This window comes from Chlorogloeopsis sp. ULAP01, assembly GCF_030381805.1.
Taxonomy (GTDB): Bacteria; Cyanobacteriota; Cyanobacteriia; order Cyanobacteriales; family Nostocaceae; genus Chlorogloeopsis.
Window position 1 is genome coordinate 44,152 of sequence record NZ_JAUDRH010000005.1, and the last position, 22,483, is coordinate 66,634.

Consider the following 22,483-nt stretch of genomic DNA (forward strand, 5'->3'; position numbering starts at 1 on the left):
TTAGTCAGTTGTCAGTTATCGGTTTTCATCATCTCTAGTTAAAACCAGAGAAATCCATTTTTGGTGGTGTTTCGTTATTTATCAAAAATTACTGCTAGCTAATATATGAGCGGGTTTAACTATGATAATTCCAGGCTGATGTTTATTAAATTAAATCACCACTAATTACAGCACGTGTATGCTAATAAAATTTTTACTAACTTTTATAGAGAGCTTCTTGATGTCCAAGCTGGTAAATTCTCTCGTCTGCTTGCTCAGAATGATCTTAGCTCTTAAAGTTGTGAATTAGCTATACTGAAAATGCTAAAGATAATACTTATCTAAATTAGCGATTTTATTTTTGCCCTGGCATTTGTATGTCGCTAATCAACACATCTGGAAGCGTAGCAAAGAGCCGACATAAACTCTTGGGTATTTTCCCGTGAGTTTTGCTCTGTTGGTCTGCTTGCAGGGCATCCAAGAAAAAAAATCCATACTATAACTTTTCAGATCATACCAGAAAGAGTCTAAGAACTAAACAAGACAAATTGTACAGAATATTCCTCCTCTTTACTAACGACATCCCTTTACTGGTTCCGTATGCTGGTGTGAAGTAAGCTTTAGTAATTGTCAAACGCTAGATATGTGGATTTTATACTGTTGCGATCGCATTTGTATCGCGTGCTTTGAATAAAAAATATGACATTCCAATCATTATTACTGATTAATACATACTACCTTTCACCTCATGATTGGTTTAACCTTACCTTTAGGTTATGCCTCGCTTTGCTATTTGGGGCAGTTATCGGCTTAGAACGCGAACTAAGACGTAAACCCGCAGGTCTAAGAACTCATATGTTGGTTAGTCTTGGTTCGGCACTATTTGTTCTTGTTATCTTGCAAACGGCTGCCGTTTCACCGGATTACGATCCTCTCAGTCGTGTCATCCAAGGTGTTGCGGCTGGTATCGGGTTTCTGGGCGCTGGAGAAATCTTACGTGAATCTCCTGAAGAATCCCAACGTACAAAAGTTCGTGGGCTTACCTCAGCAGCAGCTATCTGGATATCGGCAGCTTTGGGAATAGCTGCTGGATGTGGTTTATGGCAATTAGGATTAATTAGTACTGTATTGTCTTTTTTGGTTCTGAATGTCCTGAAAAAGTTGCAATAATCATAGGGTATTTGTATATTTTTTTATACTATGGGCTGATTGCCGCATCGCTCTAAACTAGTTGATATGGTGCGTGAGCGAGATATTCACTAAGGATGCATACATGAAAAAGCTGATTTCAACAATTGCGATCGCCATCCCCGCATATGTGATCGCTTGCAGCCTGATTTTAATTTCTGGCTGCGAGAATCTTCAGAATGATACTTCTGCGGAAACTCAGAAGGACACCATTGCTGAGGTGAAAAAAGATTCTCCCCAGAGTAATTCTGTCAAAACTACTACTTCTGGTCAAGATAACACTGTTACCCAAAAGCAAGATTCATCGCAACAACCAACAGTTGGTACGGTCACAAGTATGCAAAATGGTGACCTTCTTTGTTACGTGAGTTTAGTAGACAAAAGTGGAAAAGAGCATAACGTTGGCGCAGATTTTGAGATATGTGCGCAAGAAAAAACATTCTTGAACAGGCAAGTACGCATCTATTATGAAATAGCATCAGTTAGTGATTGTCAAAGTGCTGAACCGTGTGGGAAAAGTCGTAAAGAATCCATCATTACTAAGATGGAGATCATAGGGAAAAAATCATAAAGCCATTTCCCGCCCTTGAAAATACCATCAATTTTGTTAGACATTGCCAGGTTTGTTTTGTCCATCAATACTGACAACCAATGTCGCGATCGCCTTGACTAATTCTTCTGGATCAACGGGTTTAGATATATGCTGTTGAAATCCTGCTTCCAGGGCTTTTTGCTGATCGTACTCTGCGGCATAGGCAGTTAGAGCGATCGCTCCAATTGATCCTCCTTTTTCAGGCGGTCTATTCCTGATTTGTCGCATTAACATATAACCATCGATATCAGGCATCCCAATATCGCTAATTAACAAGTCTGGCTGGGAAATATCCAACAGTGCCAATGCTTCAGTAGCTGATGCTGCAACCCTCACCTGCGCTCCATATTGTTCCAAAATGGTGAGTACCAAGTCTCGCATATCAGCTTCATCATCAACGATAAGAATTTGTAGTTGACTAAAATCAAAGTTGCCAACAGCAGATAGGTTGTCCTGAGTTGTTTTTCCAACAACGGTTATTAATGGTAATCTGACCGTAAAGGTTGCGCCTAAATCCTCACCAGGACTCTCTGCATAAATAGTTCCTCCATGTAGTTCGACTAAGTGACGAACTATTGCTAATCCTAATCCTAGCCCGCCAAATTTCCTGGTGATTGTTGCATCGGCCTGTCGAAAATACTCAAATACATACGGCAAAAAGTCACAATCAATACCTTTACCCGTATCACTAACTTTAATTTCAGCCTCTGAGTCAATACACTTCAGTATAATTTCAACCCGTCCGCCTGATGGAGTAAATTTAACGGCGTTTGTAAGTAAATTCCAAATCATTTGCTGTAGGCGAGCAGCATCACCCAAAACCTGGAATTTTGGAGCCACTGAGCCTTTACGGGTTAAGCGCGTTGAGTGCAAGTGGCGTGATTTTAGATGATCCAGTTGCTCGTTAAAGTCTGTAGCTTTTGGGCTAACATCAATATTTTCCAATCCAAAATCTAAAATCGTAAATCGTAAATTGATTGATTTGGCTTGGGCTGCCAACTGCACAGTTTCAATAGCTGCTTTAATCGTCGGTGCCAAATCGACAGGAGCCATGTTGAAACTAAGCTTGCCTTGCAAAATGCGCGAGACATCCAAAAGATCCTCAATGAGTTGGGTTTGGAGTTTAGCGTTACGCTCAATTGTTTCTAAGGCATAATCTATTTTGGCAGCATCTAATTTTCCTGCACGAAGCAATTTAGACCAACCTAAAATCGGATTGAGTGGCGTTCGCAACTCATGAGACAACACCGCCAAAAATTCATCTTTAACTCGGTTGGCAGCTTCTGCTGTACTTCGGGCTGTTCGTTCGGCTTCGTAGAGGCGGGCATTATCAATGGCGATCGCGGCTCGATGGGCAATGTCTTCTGCCAAGGCTAGATCTGCTTGACTGTAACGGCGCTCGGATTGGGCAGTGACAAAGGAAATTGCTCCCAAAATCTGACCACGAGCAAGTAACGGTGAGATAATCCCAGATTTTAAGCCCAATTCGCGTAAAATTTGCAGATGTTCAGCATCTTGAGCCATCATTACCAATGCAGCATCTGGAATTTCAGTTGCCATTTCGGTTTTCCTAGTTCGCAATACCTTAGGTACTCCTTCCGTTGCGTCGATGTGTCTGGGATATCGACGATGAATTTCCCAACCCAATTCCACTTTGTTTGGATCGCAGTGAGCCACTGCAACCCGATGAATAAATTGATTGTCTTGCAGTAGGTCGATCGCACACCAGTCTGCAAAAAACGGCACTACCAAATTTGCAACACTTGCCAGAGTGCATTCATAATCCAATGAGGATGCCAGTGCTGTGCTAACTTCTGCAAGAAATGCTGATCGCCGTTGATCGGCTTCTGCTTCTAGACGCGCAGTTTGCTCTTGAACTTGCTGGCGCATCAATTGGGCGCGTTCTGCTTCTGAACGTTTGCGCTCGGTAATGTCTCTGTTGATACTAATAAAAAAGATTGGATTGCCCGCTTTGTCGTATACAGTTTTGGCTGTTGTTTCAATTGGCACTACCGATCCATCTTTTCGTAGACAGGGGACTTCACTACAAAAGGCTCCTGTTTCTTGAATGGAGCGAATCATTTGCGCCGTCATCTTCGGTTTGATATCTGGGTGATGGAGAAAGTTTACGGGTTTGCCGATCGCCTCTTTTGCTGTGTAGCCAAAAATTTGCTCGGCATTGCCCAACCAGCGTTGAATCTTACCCTCCAAATCGGTTAACAAAATGGCATCAGGCATTTGTTGCAAGGCAGCATCGGAAATCAGTAGCTCGGCTTCGGCTTGTTTGCGTTCGGTGATGTCGTGCATCACGACGACTGCCCCTTGTTTTTTGCCCTGGCTATCGGCGATCGCCTGCCCACTAGCAAGCACCGTTTTTGCCGTTCCATGTTTGGGCGCAATTACCATTTCAACATTCTCGACTGTCTGTTCCTGTAACGCCCGAAATAACGGGATCTCGTTTTTGGACATAGGCGTTTTGCCATCAGGCAAATACAGGTTATAGTGTCTTGCCCACTCTTCAGGTGGTAGTGGTTGCTCCAGCAAGCCATGAAATTCCCGTGCGGCTCGATTAAATAGAGTCAAAATCCCCTCGGCGTTACAGGCTACAATTCCTGCCTGAACATTATCAAGCAGCACTCTGAGTAACTCTTGTTCTTTTTGCAGGGCTACTTGGGCTTGCTGGCGCTCTGCAATTTCTGACTGGAGTAATTCATTTGCTTGGGATAGTTCAACTGTTCGTTTTTCAACTAACCGCTCCAAATCGTACTGGACTTGTTGCCGTACTGCTTCTGTTTGCTGTCGTTCCAGTTCAGTGGCGATGCGGAGGGCAAAGATGGTTAATAGAGATTCTGCAAGCTGAACATTCGTCAAAGCATTGCTATGCATCACACCTAATAAGCCGAGGGGTACGCCCGTGGAGTCAAAAAACGGAACCGCTACATAGCTTTCCACATTTAGAGGTTCTAAAAGAGGCGCGTTGGGAAACAAAGCTTGGACTCGATTGGGATAACAGCACAATTTTCGTGTCTGAAGGACTTCCTGGCAGGGGGTATCTTGTAGCAGGTATGCAAAATTGTCAATGATCTGCCCCTTGGCGCAGGCGGCGATCGTTTGGATTGCTTCTTGGTTATCTCCATCCAATAAACCAATATATGTGTAATCAACTCCCAGCACCTTGCCTAAATGTTGCACCAAAGCAAAGAAAAATGCTTCACCCGTTGCTACAGAAACGCCTTGAGTCACCTCTAACAATGCAACATCAATTTGAGCAATTTTACGGGCTGCCAATCGTAGTTCTAGTTCATCCATTACCATTGCAGCCAGATCTGTCAGAACGACTTTTTGCTCATCACTTAAGTCAGCACGCGGTTTAGTATCTAACAAACAAAGAGTACCTAAGTTGAAGCCATCTTGAGTCAGCAATGGCGCACCAGCATAGAATCGCAAACCTGGTTCATTTTGTACAAATGGATTACAGACGAGACGATTGTCGAGCCTAGTATCGGGAATGACTAAAATTTCATTAGATAACAGGGCAAAGCTACAAATAGTCGCATCTCGCTGCACCTCGCGTAGTTCAAAGCCATGAGCCGATTTAAACCAGCCTCTCGATTTATCAATTAGCGAAACCAGTGCGATCGGCACATTCAATATACGCGCTGCCAAGGAGGTGATGCGATCAAAAGCAGCTTCTGGTGGTGTATCGAGAATGTTGTATCGCCGCAGTGCCTCTAAGCGTTCTACCTCATTTGCTGGAACAGGGGCAGTTGTTGCAATCGGTTTAGGGGAAGTTTCAGTCATGAACTTTGAGTCAATGGGCGAGTAGAAGGCTGGAAATGCAACGGGAATTATATTATTGTTATTGGGTTTGAGGATGCCTAACTTAGGTGAAGTGAAAAACACTGCCAAGGAGCAAGTGCTTGCTGCTGATTCATTTTTCTCCTGCGTAAGCAATTCAGAGCGAGTTTATTCAAGGAAAGCTTTGCTAACACCAGAATTTTGCCATATTGCAATTAGTCTCAAGCATCTGTCTGGAGTTGATTGCACTAATACTTGTAGTATTTCATCTCTTGCAAAGATATACCACGCTGTTTGGCAAGATTTGCTAGTCTTTCTAAAATAGCAGAATCTAAATTTCCAACTAATACCAATTTAAAAAATGATTAAGGGCAGATGCATTCACCAAATCCAGACACACCAAGGCAATTTCTAATTCTATTTTCCTAAATGGAATAAGATGCCTTGTTTCGGGGTTATTTTCTAGCCACCTCTATTTGAGATTTTAGTTCACTAAAGTTGGAAAATACACAAAAATATTAAGCTTCTGGTTCAATGCCAAGCGATCGCAATTGGGCAGCTAGGCGATCGGCTCTTTGACGTTCTTGTTCGGCTCTTTCTTCGCCAGTCAACAACAAATTACCTTGCGAATCCCACCAGCGCAACCAGGGTAATTCCATATTCTGATACTGTCCCTGCCATATACCTAATTCAACGCCTAAAGGATGTATAGAATAATGTCCGCGCTCATTTACTGGTAATAGCTGATACTGCCCCTCAATTAAGTGATAAACTTCCACACTGGCTTTATTTACTTCATAAATGCCATAAAAAGCCGGGTGGATCACTTGCTCATAAATCCAAAATTTCCCCGTCCAGGGGGTTTGATTTCGTTCTTCGCTTCCATCTCCAGAGGCAAATTCTAATACAATTAAGGGTGCGATAAACTCTTGCCATAATACATAAGACCTCCGTGTTTGCCCGTTGAGCAATGATGGTACATTCGGTACATAGAACCAGTCGGGAGCTTCTGCACCTTTCTCTGGAGGATCGGTTATGCGCCAATAGATACCGCAATCTTGACCAATACAGTATTGCCCATCAGGATGACGTTTTTGCAATATGGGTTTAATCGAGTCGGTTAGTAGAATGCTTTGTGGATGTTCCTGGAAATTTTTCACAAAAGTGCCGTCAGACTCTGGTAGTTGCGTATGGTCAGGGAAAGGAGTAAGGTCAGTGGTTGGATTGGTTGCAGAGGTCATAAGGCTACCTTTGCTTGGAAGTGAGGGTTGTATTTTAGTTTAGCAATCTGAAGGCAAGAGGGCGATCACAGCCTTTACTGAATATTAAAAATCCCTCATTCAGAATGGATGAGGGGTTTTTCTCTAAAGTATTTCTTATGATTAGAGAATGGCAAACATCCATGCATCAGCTAATCAAAGAATACTAAATGTGCTTGAGTAACTAATTATTGAGGATCGCCACAAAGAAAATCAGCACGAGCCCAACCACTTCCATTTTGATGAGAAATTCTCCACCACCAAAAACCGTCTTGTCCGTACTGACCACTCATTAATCCTACCAGCTGTCCGTTAGTAATTTCTTTAAGCTTACGAAAGTTGCGCCCAGGGCCACTACGCACTGAAAGTCTACCATAAACATCATTAGTACAAACTTGAGCATAAGATTGGGGACGAGACGCAATACTATCAGTGCGACCAAGTCCAGGCCCAACTTGTGCGCGTGCGGGTAGAGCAGCAGCTAGAATTAATGCGCCAGTCATGAAAATTTTCAACATTGTTAAATCCTTTTAGTTAAATAAAAAATTATTAAATAGTGACTTCAAGAAAACTGGGTTGATAAGTGCGGATATATCTCAAAACTTGATCTAAATCCTGTCGCTTAGTTAGTGCAATACATCCTGATGTTCCGTCTTCACCGTTGTCTTTATCAAAAGATGGATCGTAATGAATGCCTAAATCTGTACGACCAGTTTTAAATTTTGGCTTGATCGGAAGGAAACGATCGCCTGCTTCTGGAATCGTGCCGCGAATATAATTTCTTGCAACCTCATACTTTCCATTTGGTAATGGTGCTTCCGTTCCGGAGAGATTGCGGTTTCTTTTTTGACTAGAAGCTCTTCCAGAAACAGTATTATAAGTGCCAACTGGCTGACCTTTTGCGTACATTTTAAGTTGATAAAGGGGATTACCAAGAGCATTTTTTTTCCCTGTTGGCACTAATTTCATGTAACTAGATGGACTTATTGGTGCTGTTGAAATTTTTTGAGCATATAATTCTTGATTCTCAAATTTCCACTCGTGCTTTAAGTCATTGCTATTTTGTATTTCAAAATTAGATAATACATTATAACTTTTGCTTTCTTTCTCTCGCTCAATAGTTGCTAATTTTGTTTGTATTCTCTGATTGCTACTGGCCTGTAATTCAACTAAATTTGCTGATGATTGTAGCTCTGTAGTATTAGTACAACCTACGATAGATAGGCAACTCAAAGATATTAAGGCTAATCGAATTGGCATGAAAAATTTACTTGTTATTCCTTTTCTTCAACTTTAAACGCTGATTTTATAGTTAAACCTGCGAAATGATACTTATTTTTAGTTGCGGCACGAATTACGTAATCAACGATATGTTTAAAAATTTTTCAAATTAATATACTTTACAGAAAACTAGGATGAATTAAGTCAAGAGACTAAATCGCAATTTATAAAACCTAGATTTTAAAACTGAAAATGACTCTAAAACATTCAAAACAAACATAGCTATCAAATCAATCAAATATTTAAATTCAATATTTTGGTAATCACTCTACCTTCTGAAGATAGTTGCAATATTCAGTGTTAGAACCTGGCAGTATATTCTTTTCGCAACTTGCAATGCTGCTTTTACTTTATTTACATTTACCGATAGTCTACTGAATTTATGTGTAACAATAATTACTTTTTGTGTATGGGATTTGTCTTGACTACAGTCACCATCAGTAACTTTTTTGAAAAAAGGCTAGTAATTAGCTCAGGAAAATTCACAAAAATAGTGGCTATACAAATCAATAGCATTAAGGCTTCTAGTGAAGCCACTTGGAATATTTGACGATGAGAATAAATTTGTACCTCAGCAGCTTAACTGAAAAAGACTGGGAACTGATTGAGCAATTACTTCCCAACAAGAAGAACACTAGACAGCCGTGATGGAGAAAGCGTCAAGTTTTTGGGTAGGATCTTCTGCCAACTGAAAAATAGCTGAGGCGATCGCACTTATTTGTTAAAGTGAGGTACAAGCATTAAAGTAAGTTATAAAAAAAATAGATGATTACCTCAAAAATTGTCTCAACTCCAAGCTTTGGGGAGTAAGTCAGACAGTTTTAGGATTATAACTTTTTAAGGGGGTCGTGGAGTGCCTAAAACCACGATAAATGCACAGGGAGCGAAAGCATCAGAGATTTATTCAAAAGACTTTTCATGGCCATTGTGGCCTGTTGTACCACTTTATCCATACGGTCAACGCCGAACAATTCGCAAAGAAGTGGTTCAGGATACAATCTGGACTTTTGATCAACTTCAAGGCATTTTCTATGTTGTTGTACCTATTCGGATGACGGTGGTGAAGTTCGCTCAGGGAGGACTTTTGGTTTATGCACCTGTTGCACCAACGCCTGAGTGTATTGGACTTATGCAAGAATTAGTGGCAGAACATGGGGATGTCAAGTATATTATTCTGCCGACTACCTCTGGTATAGAACATAAGGTTTTCGTTGGCCCTTTTTCTAGATGCTTTCCAAAAGCACTGGTATTTGTAGCTCCCAATCAGTGGAGTTTTCCTCTAAATCTGCCCCTCAGTTGGCTTGGTTTACCCTCTCGGCGCACTCAGCAGCTACCAAAAGACAGCACTACAGCACCCTTCGCTGACGAGTTTGATTATGCGATTTTGGGTTCTATCGAGCTTGGGCTGGGTAAATTTACAGAAGTTGCATTCTTTCATAAGCGATCGCACACACTCTTGATTACGGATTCAGTAGTTTCTATACCGGAAGAACCACCTGCGATCGTCCAATTAGATCCATACCCGTTGCTATTCCATGCTAAGGATAATGCATCTGATGTTGTTGCAGATAATCAAGTAAATCGCTGTAAAGGCTGGCAACGGATTTCGTTGTTTGCTATGTACTTTCAACCAAGTGTGTTGGAGGTTATTAGTTGGGGTGAGGTATTTCGCAATGCCTTCAAAGCACCGGAACGCTCAAAGAAAGCTTATTTTGGTTTGTTTCCTTTTAAATGGAAGGACGACTGGAAACGCTCATTTGATGTATTGCAAGGAGATGGTCGTCTAATTGTAGCCCCAATTTTACAGACTCTGATTCTAAATCGAGCACCAAAGGAAACTATTGAATGGGCAAATCGGGTGGCGAGTTGGGATTTTCAGTGGATTATTCCCTCTCACTTTAACTCACCCATCAAAGCAGGAGGGCATCAATTTCGACAAGCATTCTCTTTTCTGGAAAAGTTCCCCACAAAGGATGCGAGTTTGTTAGGAAGTGGTAGTTATTCCTTGCCGGAGCAGGATTTTAAAATACTTAGAGAAATCGACGCGGGTTTAAAGAAATTTAGGATTGTACCGCCACCGAAAGACAAGGTGTAAGTAATTCAAATTTAATTAAAAGAGTTGGCGAAGAATAGCAAAAAAGCTATGGAATTCTTGGAGACAGCAGTAAAAACATCAGGAAAATTATGCTGCCAAGTTTCTGTTTTGGCTCAGTTAATTCTACTATAGTTAAGTGTATGAGAATTTATCAGGTTAATATCAAAGTTCCTCGAATTTTACCTTCTGCTTCTGGTTGTATAGTAAATACTTTTTCAACTGCTTTGTCTAAAAAATCAATTTTATTGAAACCTCCACGAATACTTTCAGTTTGCTGCTCATTTAGCTCTTGCCAAAAAAATTGTGTTGTTTCAACATCGATTTCAACATTTAAATTAGATTGTGATGAATTTTTAAATAAATACTTATAAAACATATTTCAACTCCTTTTGATGATTGATTCTATATTAACCAAATAGACTTACGAAATATTCATTAATTTTCAAGGGGCTGATTTTAGTCTAAATTCGCTGATTTATGGATAGATTTATATTAATTTTTTCTCACACATCCAAAATAATAATTTGTAAATACTGATATTTAAGCATAATATTAGGTGATTTTTCTTAATTTTTTAAGATTTTCTGATCCTCAAAAACTTGTAAATATTTTTGGCTTGTTATGTTGTTTTTGAACTGTATCAATAACTCAAGGGGATTGATACAGTTTCTAATTTTACTTTTGAGTAAGATGGTATGGTTTATGTAAGTATTTAAGCAATTTTTTGCTCCCACACAAACACTTTGATATCTGAACCACCACCACGTCCAATACATGGAGCACCCCAATGACCTGGTGGTAAATCATCTGTACAGGGTATTCCTTGGGGAATGCTGCCTCCAGAAATTATTTCTTGTTCATCCTCTGAAAGTTCTGTAAAAAAATTTTCAGAATCAAAAGATAAATTACAAGCTTTGACACTGGTCATGTGTTAATTAAGTCCTATTACAATTATGTTTTTGAAAAAACTTTTTAACTAACCAAAAAGTAAACATTAGACCATAGCGGCTTTCCGGAAGGATAGCACACAAAGAAAAACATAGGTAATTTTGTAACGGTAAGAGAGTAATTTATGTGAGCCTTTTTGAGTTAGAAAAAGTGGAAATATTGATGGCAATAATTTCCTTAAACAACTTAATTTTGGCAAGTCGCCAGCTAAATATCTTGCACGTTTGTGCTAATTTTGCATAATTTTGCTATGAATTGAGCAAATTTTTGGGTGTCACTCCAGTTAATCGTTTGAAGTGGTGATTAAGATGGCTCTGATGGGAAAAGCCACAAGCTTGAGCAACATAAGCAATACTCATCTCACCTTGCAGTAATAGTTGCTTTGCCCGTTCTACTCGCTGTTGAATCACATACTGATGAGGGCTTAGTCCTGTAGATTGCTTGAATAATCGGCAAAAGTGATAGCGACTGATACCAAGATAATTAGCGATCGCATCTAGAGAGATTTGTTGTGTTAAGTGATCTTGGATATAATCAACTGCTTGTTTTAGCTGCTGTTGCGGTAAACCTCCTGCATACTCCCGGAACAAAGATTTTCGAGTTGAATAGTTTTGCAGGAGATGAACTGCTAAAAATGTTGCGGCTGATTCGGCGTACAGACGACTATCTAAACCATTAGTTTTAAGTTGTGCTTTTAATCCTAGCCCAATTTGATGAACCAACATATCTTGAGCGATCAGATGCGGTAACATTTCAAATTTATCTGTATCAAGTAACTCTACAGCATTACGAGTCAAGAATGCATATTCTAAATAGAGGAAAAGAACATTGGCATCTCTATCCCAACGGATCGTCTGGGGAATATGCATTGGACAAAGCCCCACTGCACCTGTAAACATTAATCCTGCTTGCAAATGTCTATCTAGAGTTCGCTCTACCTGAAAACTCTGCCCAAGATTAATAGTGATGACAAATTGATTGAGAGAATACTCAGGAGTTTCCCCTGGTGGTAGGTAGCGTTGCTCTAAACTGATTCCGTTCCATATGTTTCTATCGCTAAAAAGTATGGGTGTTTCACAGAAAACTTGTGAAAAAAAACTTTCGCACTTCGTACTAATCTCTGGCAGATCATCACCTGACATAGTTCACCTCGCGGCAATCGCATATATTCAGTCATGTTGTGGAATTTTTGGATTAGGCAGGTTAAGTAAAGTCATAGGCAATCTCATGACTCATTAAGTACTTATGACTAATCTTTTATTCCTTTAATTAAATTGGTGAATAATAGCCTCGGCTTTTATACCTCTACACCAGATTTCTACTAAATTTCGCTTAGTTGATGATAATATGTAGTTATGCTTGCCCAAATCGTGAAATTAAGATGCACAATGAGTCTTATTCATAACCTGAGCGATTGCACTGACTAATTTTTGTGGCTCTACAGGCTTGGAAATATGTAATTCAAATCCAACAGCAAGAGCTTGACGTCGATTGTATTCTCCAGCATAGGCAGTAAGGGCAATAGCTGGGATTTTTCTAACTTGTTGTGTTGAGCGACTTTTGATTTGCTGCATCAACACATAGCCGTCCATATCTGGCATACCAATATCGCTAATTACCAGATCTGGTTGATATTGCTCTAGAGTGGATAATGCCTGTGCTGCCGATGCTGCAACTGTTACTTTTGCTCCATAAAACTCTAAAATTGTCACCAGTAACTCTCGCATATCGGCTTCATCATCTACGACTAAAATCTGCAAGTGGCTCAGATCGCTGTTGTCAATAAATTGTGTACGATTCTGAGTTACCTCTGGGTTATTTGCTGGTAAAGGCAATCTAACTGTGAAGGTTGCTCCCAATCCCTCACCGGGGCTTTTTGCCTCAATGGTGCCACCATGCAGTTCAGTGATGTGACGGGCGATCGCAAGTCCAAGCCCTAGTCCGCCAAATTGCCGGGTGGTAGTGCCATCTTCTTGACGAAAATATTCAAAAACATGAGGCAAAAATTCTTGACAAATGCCTTTGCCTGTATCCATAACATGAATTAGAGCATAGTTATTGATTGAGGATTGGGGAGCGGGGATAGGGTACTGGGAAGACGCAAAGACAGAACAATTCCCCGTGTTCTCGTGTCCCCGTGTTTCCGTGTCCTTCAAGCTTGACAATCTTACCTCCACTCGTCCACCTGGGGGTGTGAATTTGATGGCGTTAGAGAGCAAATTCCACACAACTTGTTGCAAACGGTTTGCATCACCACAAACTTGTCCAATATCGGTTGCAAAAACCTTCTGGATAGTGATGTTTTTTGCCTCTGCTGCCAGGTGTACGGTTTCCAAAGCAGCTTCAATCACTGCGACTAAATCAACTGGGCAAACATTCAAGACTATTTTGCCACGCAGAATACGTGAGACATCAAGTAAGTCTTCGATGAGTTGAGTTTGCAATTTAGCATTGCGCTCAATTGCTTCTAGGGCGCGACTGGTTGCTTGCTGATCAAACTGACGAGTTTGCAGAAGCTGTGTCCAACCTAAAATTGGGTTGAGGGGAGAACGCAATTCATGAGAAAGCACAGCCAAAAATTCATCTTTAATTCTATTAGTAGCTTCAGCTTGTTCACGAGCCGCCCGTTCGCGTTTTTCAATTTGTTTGCGAATAGTGATGTCAAATAGAGCTCCTTCAATACTGACAAGATTCCCCATCTGATCACAAGTAATCTTCCCCCGATCCTCTACCCAGATAACTTTACCGTCATCAGGACGAATAACGCGAAATTCAGACACATAGCTACCCTTCGAGTCAATCGCCGCTTGTACTGTTGCCTGATGAGTGGCAAGATCTTCTGGGTGAACTAACTGCCATGCTTGGGTTCCTGTACCGTATAGGGTGTCAGGTGTTAGTCCTAAAACTTCGCAGGCAGTTTCGGAATGAATGATCGCATCAGTGTTAGCATTCCAAGTCCAAGCAACCATTCGGGCAGCGTTTAATGCTAGCCGCAGACGTTCTTCACTTTCTCGTAAAGCCTCTTCTAAGCGCTTGCGATCAGTGATATTCATAACGCTCGCCAGTACGCTATCGAATGTTGCTGTCGCAGGCGGGAATGTTACTGTAAAAATTACATTCAGGCGTTCTCCCTGTAGAGTTTTGACAATAGTTTCTGATTCAAATGAAGTTTTTCCTTCAGCAATGGTAAGGAGTTTTTCGACAAACACCTCAAAGGTTTCTGGCAGAAATATTTGCTTGAATGAAGTCAGCAGCTCATTTTTATCCTGCGCTCCAAACATTCGTACCGTTGTATGGTTAATATTTACCAACCTCACCATGCCAACAGCCTGCTGCACAAACTCAGGATGTTCCGTAAAAAAGGCGCGAAAATCTTTGATTCCTTGGGTTTTCAACTGCTCTATCGCTGCTTTCACCTCAGAAAAATCTTCTTCCCAAATTGATACACCTGCATTCTCAAAAATTGTCCGGTATTTCTCTTCACTCTTGCGCAAAGCTGCTTCGGCTCGGATGCGATCGCTAATTTCAACAGACATTCCGGCTAGAAATTTTCGCCCAGCAGTATTCTGGAAAGGGAATTTAAAGGACATATAATAGTGTTCCCCATCCTGGGTTTGAAGCGTTTCTAATACTTGGATTGCTTGATTTGTTGTCAGCACTGCTGCATCATTAGCACGCATCTGCGTTGCTTGATCGGGTACCAACTCAAAATCTGTTTTGCCTACCAATTCAGATTGACTGCGCTGTAATAATTGTTCTACAAACGCATTTACATAGATGTACTTCCCAGCCTCATCCTTAATAAAGGCAGCGATAGGGCTGTTGTTCATGAAACTTTGGAATAGCGCTTGACTTTCCTTCAGAGCTTCTCGTGTACGGATGCGCTCCATGAATTGTCCAATTTGACTACCGATCGCTGCCATCATTTGTAGTAAATCTTCATCTGGCTCTTGAGCGCGATCACTAAAGCATTCGATTACGCCTAAAATCTCGCTACCAAGCAAAATTGGAAAGCCAAATACAGACTGTAATCCGCTTTTGCTTGCCGATGCAGATCTAGTAAAGTTTTTCTCTTTATTAATTTTGGCAATCCAAGCCGGTTGACGGTTTGCCCAAATCATACCTGGAAGTCCAATACCAGGTGCAAAAGTCGTTTGTTGATTAACCGTGATGAATTCTTGGAGATTAGTTTTAGCAGCGTGCCAGCTATTGACGTAGCGCAAAATGTTGTGGTGTTTATCTACACTCCAAATTGATCCTAGTTGCCAATTGAGGTTTTCACACAAAGATTGTAAAATGGCTGGAACTGCATCAACCAATGTAGTCGCCTCAGCTAAAACACAAGTTACTGCATACCGTGCTGCTTTGCGTCTTTCCTCTCGTTTGTGATCGCTGATGTCACGAAAATAAACCGCTAGTCCATCCGAGAATGGAAAAGCAGATATTTCCAGCCAACAATTGGCTGCGAAGGAAAAACTTTCAAATTTAACTGTGACTTGCTCGGCTACGGCTCGATACAGTTCTTGATAAATCTGCGGATTGAGACGATCTGCTTCCAAAAAGATATCCTGCCGACATTTTCCTAGTAACTCTTCGGGCGATCGCTGTAATATTCTTGATGCTTCTCGATTAACGTAGGTGTAGCGCCATTGCCGATCAAATGCCACAAACGCATCTGTATTGCTTTCCAAGATGTTGGAGATGCGTTGGTTTGCTGCCTTGAGAGATTCCTCATATTGCTTGCGTTCTGTAATATCAAGGGTGACACCTACCATACGCACAGGAGTACCATCAGAACCATAAATCAAACGTCCCCGTGCGATTAACCAGTGCAAGCTGCCATCTGCCCAACAGCAACGTAATTCAATATCATAATCGCTTCGCTGTTCTATTGCCTGTTGCATTGCTACTTGTGCGCGATCGCGATCATCTGGATGTAGTGCAGAAAATAGAGTTTGATAGGAAAAATCAATCTCAGATGGTAATCCAAAGTTTGCCTTACACTGCTGGGAACAAGTCAGCTGACTACTTGCTAAATCTAATTGCCAGGTACCAAGTTTAGCTGTCTGTAAGGCGATGTTTAAATGCTGCTCCTTTTCGCGGAGCGCTGTTTCTGCACGTATCTGCTCAGTGATATCTTCGGCTGTGCCTAAAACCTGGCAAACTCGTCCGTCTGCTGTCCGCTTAAATACTGTATCGCGACTACGAAACCAGTGCCATTCGCCATTGGTGTGCTGCATTCGATACTGAATGTCATGAAAACTGCCATCACAAGAAGCATTTAACCGTTCAAGATGGGCAGGCATTTGAGCCAAATCGTCTGGATGCATGACTTTGAGCATAAAGTCACCTCCCATAGCCAAAACGGTTTCGGGTGAGTAGCCTAGCAATTCGAGCGATCGCGCATTGATGTAGAGATTTCGATGCTCGATCACATCGTAAAGATATAATAATCCCGGACTCATATCGGCTAATTGTTTGATCGGGATTTGCTTGTCTGGTGATGTTTCTTCTGCTTGCTTGCAATTGTTATGTAAAGAAGCCATTATTAAATCTGCCCCACCAAACCTTGCTGCTGTTGTTTAAGTAGTCTCAGATACAACTTTTCTCTTCCTTAGTCAGAGGTTCTCTCTGTTTTTGCAATGAGATGTATTTGAAGTTTCCTGTTTTTACACTCAACCACACATAAACTAAAGATATGACTAAAGGTATTGTTATAGTCTATTATTTAACCATTCTCTAAGAAAATTCCCATCCCTCTATAGGTTGGTGAAGTCGTAGTGAGAACTAAATACTGTTGTGATTGGAGCAACCTTGCCATCAGGATACGAAATACAGGACTCATATTTGATTTTTGAAAAACACATAGGGTGTATTGTCGCAAAGCGTGACGCACCGTTTTCAAGGGTAGGGTGCGTTAGACTAAAGCCATAACACGCCCTACTGGGGTGACACGATTAAAATGGCAGAATAAATTGTTTTGTGGTGCGGGCTAGAAGTCCATCCCACAAGAAAACTATAATGAACTATTGTAAGGTAGTCACGCCACTACAAATACTGAATTTTTTCACTCATCAAACTGGATTCCTATAATTTAAATCTCTATTGGAAACGATTCAGAGGTATTTGGCGTCATGAAATTGGAATTTAAAGTAGCTCTATATTTATGAAGAAAGCTTTCGCATCCCGCATCTTAACTTTGGGACTTTGTACAACTTTCTTAGCAGTTGTTGCTTATTTCAGTACGAACAAAGAATTAGGATTTCTAAATATAAATGCCGCCATAGCTGGCAATAATGCTAACGTTGAAGAATTTATTAGTCGAGGGACTGAACCATTTTGGAGTGTTACTGTCACCCAAGGTGGAATTGTTTACTCTTCACCAGACACTCGCAAGCTAACATTCCCATATGTTGCACCATTAACAGCAGCAGGTCGTCCTACAGATTTAGTCAGAGTATACAGATTAACGGGCAAAGGCAACAATATGCTCATGATTAAAAAAGTTGATAACTGTAGTGATGGTATGTCTGACAATAATTATCCCTACTCAGCAACTTTAATCTTGGGTGATAGAGTTTTGGAAGGATGTGCAGAAAGAAAGTGAAGTTTTTTACAGCGATCGCCAAGTTGCTGACTCAGTAATTGATAGTCTTGCCAAGATTCAGAACATCCTTGCAAGACTTGATTGTAAGGATGCAAAAAATTTGTTCACTCATGGATCGAGCCTTGTTGTTGGCAATGTGAAGTAAAACGTGCTTCCTTCACCCAATATACTCTCTACCCAAATCTGTCCACCATGTTGGCGAATGATAGTTTTACAGATTGCTAATCCCAATCCTGTTCCCCCTTTTTGACGGGAATCAGAAGCATCTACCTGCTGAAATCGTCCGAAGATGGTTTTGAGCTTGTCAGAGGGAATGCCACGTCCGTTATCTCTGACGAAGAACATAACATAGTCGGGAAATAATTCTGCACTTAACCACACGCTATTACCAGCAGACGAGAACTTGATCGCATTACTTAATAAATTAATTAGTGCTTGGGCGATCGCATCGGGTGCTGCCCAAATTTTAGTGTTAGGGAATGTAGCACAAAGGGTGATTTTGGCTTCGTGTGCGATCGATTGCACTGTTTCGGTTGCTTGCTTAACTATATCGGCAATTTCGCACTCTTGCATGATCAGTCGAACTTTACCCGACTCTAGGCGTTCGAGATCGAGGATATCGTTAACAAGACGCATGAGGCGATTGCTATTATTAAGAGCTATTTGGATTAATTCTTTGACTTGTTGTGGTTCATCTTCTAAGATACCTGTTTCCAAAATACCCAAAGAGCCGCGAATTGCTGTTAATGGAGTACGCAGTTCGTGAGAGACGATGGAGATAAATTCATTTTTCATCCGAGAAATCTGCTGGCGATCGCTAATATCTTGATATTGAGTAATAAAGTAGAGTGATTGTCCATCCCGATCCCTCACTAGGGATGTACTCAGTAATATCCAGACTTCGTGTCCTAGTTTGTGAATATATCGCTTTTGTGTTTGGTAGGTGCGAGTTTCTCCAACTAAAAGACGCTGTCGATGATCGAGATCCTTTTGTAAATCATCAGCGTGAGTAATATCTTGAAATGTCAACGCCAAAAATTCCGATTCACAATAGCCTAAAATTTCACATAGCGAACGGTTAACCCTCAAAAAGCTACCATCAATTGCAACCATTGCCATGCCAATGGCAGCATCATCAAAGGCTCTGCGAAATCGCTCTTCACTTTCGCGCAGTGCCAATTCTGTTTGTTTGCGCTCTGTAATGTCAAAGTTTACACCTCCCCCGTACCCAGGTTTGCCGTTGTCGTCAAAGTAAAAACGCCCACGAGCCGCCATCCAGTGAATGCTACCATCCGGCCATTGAATGCGTACCTCAAAATCGAGTTTGCCAGTTTCCATAGCACGAGCAAACGCCGCGTCGAAAATTTCACGATCTTCCTCAACTACGTGGCGTCTAGCAATTTCTTGCCCCCATTCTGCTTGTAGTGTTTCGTAACCAAAAATCTGATCGTGACGCAGCGATCGCTTCGGGGCAAAATCTTTGGTTATATCCAAATGCCATGTTCCCATTTGCGCAGCTTCGATGGCAATAGTCAAATTCTCTTGAGCAGCTTTTAGAGCAGCTTCAGCCTGTTTGCGTTCAGCTAATTCAATTTGCAACTTCTGGTATATATTTGCCTGATGAATAGCGATCGCTAGCTGGTTGCTAATCTGCTGCAAAAATTCGATATCAGATGCTTGCCATTGACGATAGTAAGAGCAGGCGTGAACTATGAGCAATCCCCAAACTTTACTTGAGGAACCTTCAAAAGTTTGGACAATCGGCGCAACCATTTTAGACTTGACGCCAACTTCTTGCATAAACTCAGCCAAACACGCTCCCCAATCATCTGTTGCCACATTAGGCACAATGCGAGGATTTCCTTGGCGATAGTACTCATAGCAGTCGTCTGGGAAACACTCATCAAGCCAGTGCATCTGATTTGTGACAGGATACTGGGAGACAACGGCTTCCTCAATCACCTCTCCCGAACCGTCTTCATTCAACCGAAAAATCAAAACTCTATCTGCTTGGAGAGTTCGCTGTACCTCAACCACAGTTGTTGCTAGAATTTCCTCTAAATTGAGCGACTGACGGATGTGTTGAGTGATAGTGCCAAGCAAGCGTTCTTGTTGCGCTTGCAAGCGTAAAGACTGCTCTAGCTGCTTGCGCTGTGTGATATCAAAGCTTGTGCCGATTAAGAGATAGATACGACTATTGCTATCTCGCACTGGAGTTAGGTTTGTGATCCACCAAGTATCTTTTCCTTTAATCAACAAATATTCTTCATAGGTAATGCGCTCTCCAGCTTCAATACAGGCACGATAATGATCCGACACCATTTGTGCCATCTCTGGAGTCAGCACTTGTTCGGGAGTTTTGCCACTAACTTCTGATGATAGTAACCCTGACATCCGCTCATTGGCAGGATTAATTCCGACATAGCGAAACCCTCCATCCTCTAGCACATCAACGATAAAGACAGCAGTTTCAATTCCCTCATAAATACTGCGTAAAAACTGTTCACTCTCTTTGAGTTCTGCTTCTGCCTTTTTACGCTCCGTAATATCTTCTGCCAATCCTATGTAGTGTAAGGGTTTTCCTACTTCATCCAGAATTGGAAGCACTTCGGCAAAAATCCAGCGAGTTGTGCCATCACGTTTAATAATTCGATATTCTCGTTGGGCGCGCTTGCCTTGTGACTGTTGTTCGATAGATTGCAATACAATTTCGCGATCATTTGGATGTAAAAACTCTAGCCAAGATGTAGAATTTTGATAGAGACTTTCACAACTTTGTCCCCAAATCTTCTCATAAGCGGGGCTGATGTAAAGAAAATTTCCGTCCTTGGCAGATTTTATAAAGAAAAATTGATTGATATTTCCTGCTATTTGACGAAATCGCTCTTCACTCTCTCGGAGGGCAGCTTCGACTTGTTTGCGTTCAGTAATATCTCGGAGCAGCCAGCGTAGAGCAATGAGTTTCTCTGAAGAGTCACGAACGGGAGCAACTGTAATTTCCACAGGAAAAGGCTCACCATCGCGAGGTTGCAGCTTCAGTTCCCAGGTTTGCCTCTCTGGAAGCGATAATAGCTGATTTAATTTAGTACGAAATACCAGACGCTCATCTGCTGGGATGAAAAGAGCTAAAGGTTTGCCGGTTAAAAATCTCAAATCTACTGACAGGGATGTTGCGATCGCATGGTTTGCTTCTTGGATGATCCCCTTTGCGTTTGTCAGCAGGTAGCCATCGGGCGCAAAGTTAAATAAATCTTCATAGCGCTTTTGCTCGATTGCCAACTTGTAATACTGCTCTTGTCGTTCTACCTCAAGCAGTTGTAATTCCTCCAGCATACATTGCAATTCTTGATTTGTTGCTTGGAGATCGGCGTTGTATGCTTCTAATTTTTTATAAGCTTCCTGTAATTCTTTTTCAGTGCGTTTGCGTCCCGTAATATCACGTACTATAATAATATTGTCATGACTTCCACAAGCGACAATGCGAGCTTCGTAATCGTGAAGTTGCTCATCGATTGTGAGCTGATATTCTAAAATTTGGATTTTTTGTAATGATATAGCTTGCCTTTGAGCTTGCAATATCTTGTATGCCAATTCAGCTGGCAATATCTCTTGGATTTTTTTCCCCAGAAAGGCAAGAGGTGGTACAAAGGGCTGGACACCTTTCGCAGGTTTGAACTCTAGATAAGTACCATCGACGTGACAACGGAATATCATATCGGGGATGGCGTCAACAAGGGCGCGATTTTTGGTTAGGCTTTGATGTAGTATCTGTTGGGCTTGATTGCGCTCCGTAATATCTTGTACATTTGCCCACATCAACTCCGGTTGTCCGCAGTCATTTTTCTGACAATAAACTGTCAACTCTACCGGAAATAAAGTACCATCCTTGCGGATGTATTCTTTTTCGTAGGTATCAGAGTAGCCTCGTTCAATAATTTGTTGCTCAATAATTTCGGCTTCCCAACAATGCCATTGTATCGGTGTGAGATCCCAAAAACTCTTTAACTTGAGTTCCTCTAGGGAATATCCCAACATCTTTTGGTAACTAGCATTACAATCAATAATTCTTCCCGCCATGTCGGTGATGACAATGCCATCAACGCTACTCTCAAAAAGTTTGCGATAGCGCTTCTCACTTTGCTTAAGCTGCTCTTGGGCAATGTTGCGCTCTTTGATTTCCTCCACAAGCCGTGCTGTTTGCTCACTTAATTGCTTTGTCAGTCTCTGGATGCGTAGTTGATTTTCGACACGAGCCAAAACTTCTGCTGGTTGAAATGGCTTAGTAATGTAGTCTGCTCCACCAAGGGAAAAGGCTTTTACTTTATCGAACGTTTTGTGTAAGACACTAAGAAAGATAATCGGAATATCCTTGGTTTGGGCAGATGCTTTTAGCTCAGAACACACCTGGAAGCCGTCCATTTCCGGCATGACAATATCTAATAAAATTAAGTCAGGTGGAGTTGACTCGACAGCAACTAAAGCTTGTTTCCCACTCGTAACCAGTTGCACTTTATACCCATGTTCAGACAAGATTTTGATGAGAATCTCTAAATGGTCAGGATTATCGTCAACAATCAATATATTTTCTTTCAATTTGCAACTTTCAGGTTGATCATGCAAAGATTCCTGTGGTTGCAGATTGGTTGAAACTTCCCCTTTGCGATCAGGTGACATCCCTAAGTCCGACATAGTATCATTTGTTTGAAAGATATTGCAGGTAAAATTGCTTACAGTCT

At 41.4% G+C, this 22,483-nt stretch carries 13 protein-coding genes; 4 read left to right on the plus strand and 9 right to left on the minus strand.

Annotated features, from left to right (window positions below):
* Nucleotides 1–678 precede the first annotated feature (678 nt).
* Together QUB80_RS10890 and QUB80_RS10895 are read left to right on the plus strand one after the other, a co-directional pair.
* Nucleotides 679–1,149 carry an MgtC/SapB family protein gene (locus QUB80_RS10890; RefSeq protein WP_289789529.1) on the plus strand — a complete coding sequence of 157 codons (471 nt, stop codon included), beginning with the start codon at nt 679–681 and terminating at the stop codon, nt 1,147–1,149.
* A 103-nt stretch (nt 1,150–1,252) separates the two neighbouring features.
* Nucleotides 1,253–1,738 (plus strand): hypothetical protein, encoded by a 486-nt coding sequence (locus tag QUB80_RS10895; RefSeq protein WP_289789530.1) that lies wholly within the window; start codon nt 1,253–1,255, stop codon nt 1,736–1,738.
* A gap of 36 nt (nt 1,739–1,774) precedes the next feature.
* On the opposite strand, the gene QUB80_RS10900 is transcribed toward QUB80_RS10895, so the two are convergent.
* The 4 genes from QUB80_RS10900 to QUB80_RS10915 all read right to left on the minus strand — a co-directional run bounded on the left by QUB80_RS10900 (nt 1,775) and on the right by QUB80_RS10915 (nt 8,076).
* Nucleotides 1,775–5,560: a PAS domain S-box protein gene (locus QUB80_RS10900; protein ID WP_289789531.1), complete on the minus strand. Its 3,786-nt coding sequence runs from the start codon at nt 5,558–5,560 to the stop codon at nt 1,775–1,777.
* Nucleotides 5,561–6,075: 515 nt separating this feature from the next.
* Nucleotides 6,076–6,798 (minus strand): Uma2 family endonuclease, encoded by a 723-nt coding sequence (locus tag QUB80_RS10905; RefSeq protein ID WP_289789532.1) that lies wholly within the window; start codon nt 6,796–6,798, stop codon nt 6,076–6,078.
* Between the two features lie 206 nt (nt 6,799–7,004).
* Nucleotides 7,005–7,334, minus strand: a complete 330-nt coding sequence (locus QUB80_RS10910) for an SH3 domain-containing protein (RefSeq protein WP_289789533.1) — start codon at nt 7,332–7,334, stop codon at nt 7,005–7,007.
* Between the two features lie 31 nt (nt 7,335–7,365).
* On the minus strand, nt 7,366–8,076 hold the full coding sequence (locus QUB80_RS10915) for a L,D-transpeptidase (protein ID WP_289789534.1): 711 nt from the start codon (nt 8,074–8,076) through the stop codon (nt 7,366–7,368).
* Nucleotides 8,077–8,965: 889 nt separating this feature from the next.
* Between QUB80_RS10915 and QUB80_RS10920 the strand changes: the two genes are divergently transcribed.
* Nucleotides 8,966–10,192 (plus strand): DUF4336 domain-containing protein, encoded by a 1,227-nt coding sequence (locus QUB80_RS10920; protein ID WP_289789877.1) that lies wholly within the window; start codon nt 8,966–8,968, stop codon nt 10,190–10,192.
* 151 nt (nt 10,193–10,343) lie between these two features.
* Here QUB80_RS10920 and QUB80_RS10925 read toward each other — a convergent pair whose 3' ends face one another.
* From QUB80_RS10925 to QUB80_RS10940, 4 genes are all read right to left on the minus strand, one after another.
* Nucleotides 10,344–10,568: an ATP synthase subunit c family protein gene (locus QUB80_RS10925; protein WP_289789535.1), complete on the minus strand. Its 225-nt coding sequence runs from the start codon at nt 10,566–10,568 to the stop codon at nt 10,344–10,346.
* A gap of 336 nt (nt 10,569–10,904) precedes the next feature.
* A complete protein-coding gene (locus QUB80_RS10930; RefSeq protein ID WP_289789536.1) occupies nt 10,905–11,120 on the minus strand; it encodes a hypothetical protein in 216 nt (71 codons plus the stop codon).
* A 268-nt stretch (nt 11,121–11,388) separates the two neighbouring features.
* Nucleotides 11,389–12,282 carry a helix-turn-helix domain-containing protein gene (locus tag QUB80_RS10935; RefSeq protein ID WP_289789537.1) on the minus strand — a complete coding sequence of 298 codons (894 nt, stop codon included), beginning with the start codon at nt 12,280–12,282 and terminating at the stop codon, nt 11,389–11,391.
* A 234-nt stretch (nt 12,283–12,516) separates the two neighbouring features.
* The gene (locus tag QUB80_RS10940) at nt 12,517–16,686 is read right to left on the minus strand and encodes a PAS domain S-box protein (protein WP_289789538.1); all 4,170 of its coding nucleotides are present in this window, start codon (nt 16,684–16,686) and stop codon (nt 12,517–12,519) included.
* A gap of 620 nt (nt 16,687–17,306) precedes the next feature.
* On the opposite strand from QUB80_RS10940, the gene QUB80_RS10945 reads away from it, so the two are divergent.
* Nucleotides 17,307–17,747, plus strand: a complete 441-nt coding sequence (locus QUB80_RS10945) for a COG3650 family protein (protein WP_289789539.1) — start codon at nt 17,307–17,309, stop codon at nt 17,745–17,747.
* Between the two features lie 108 nt (nt 17,748–17,855).
* Here the strand turns inward: QUB80_RS10945 and QUB80_RS10950 are convergent, their stop codons facing one another.
* Nucleotides 17,856–22,436 carry a PAS domain S-box protein gene (locus QUB80_RS10950; RefSeq protein ID WP_289789540.1) on the minus strand — a complete coding sequence of 1,527 codons (4,581 nt, stop codon included), beginning with the start codon at nt 22,434–22,436 and terminating at the stop codon, nt 17,856–17,858.
* Nucleotides 22,437–22,483 lie beyond the last annotated feature (47 nt).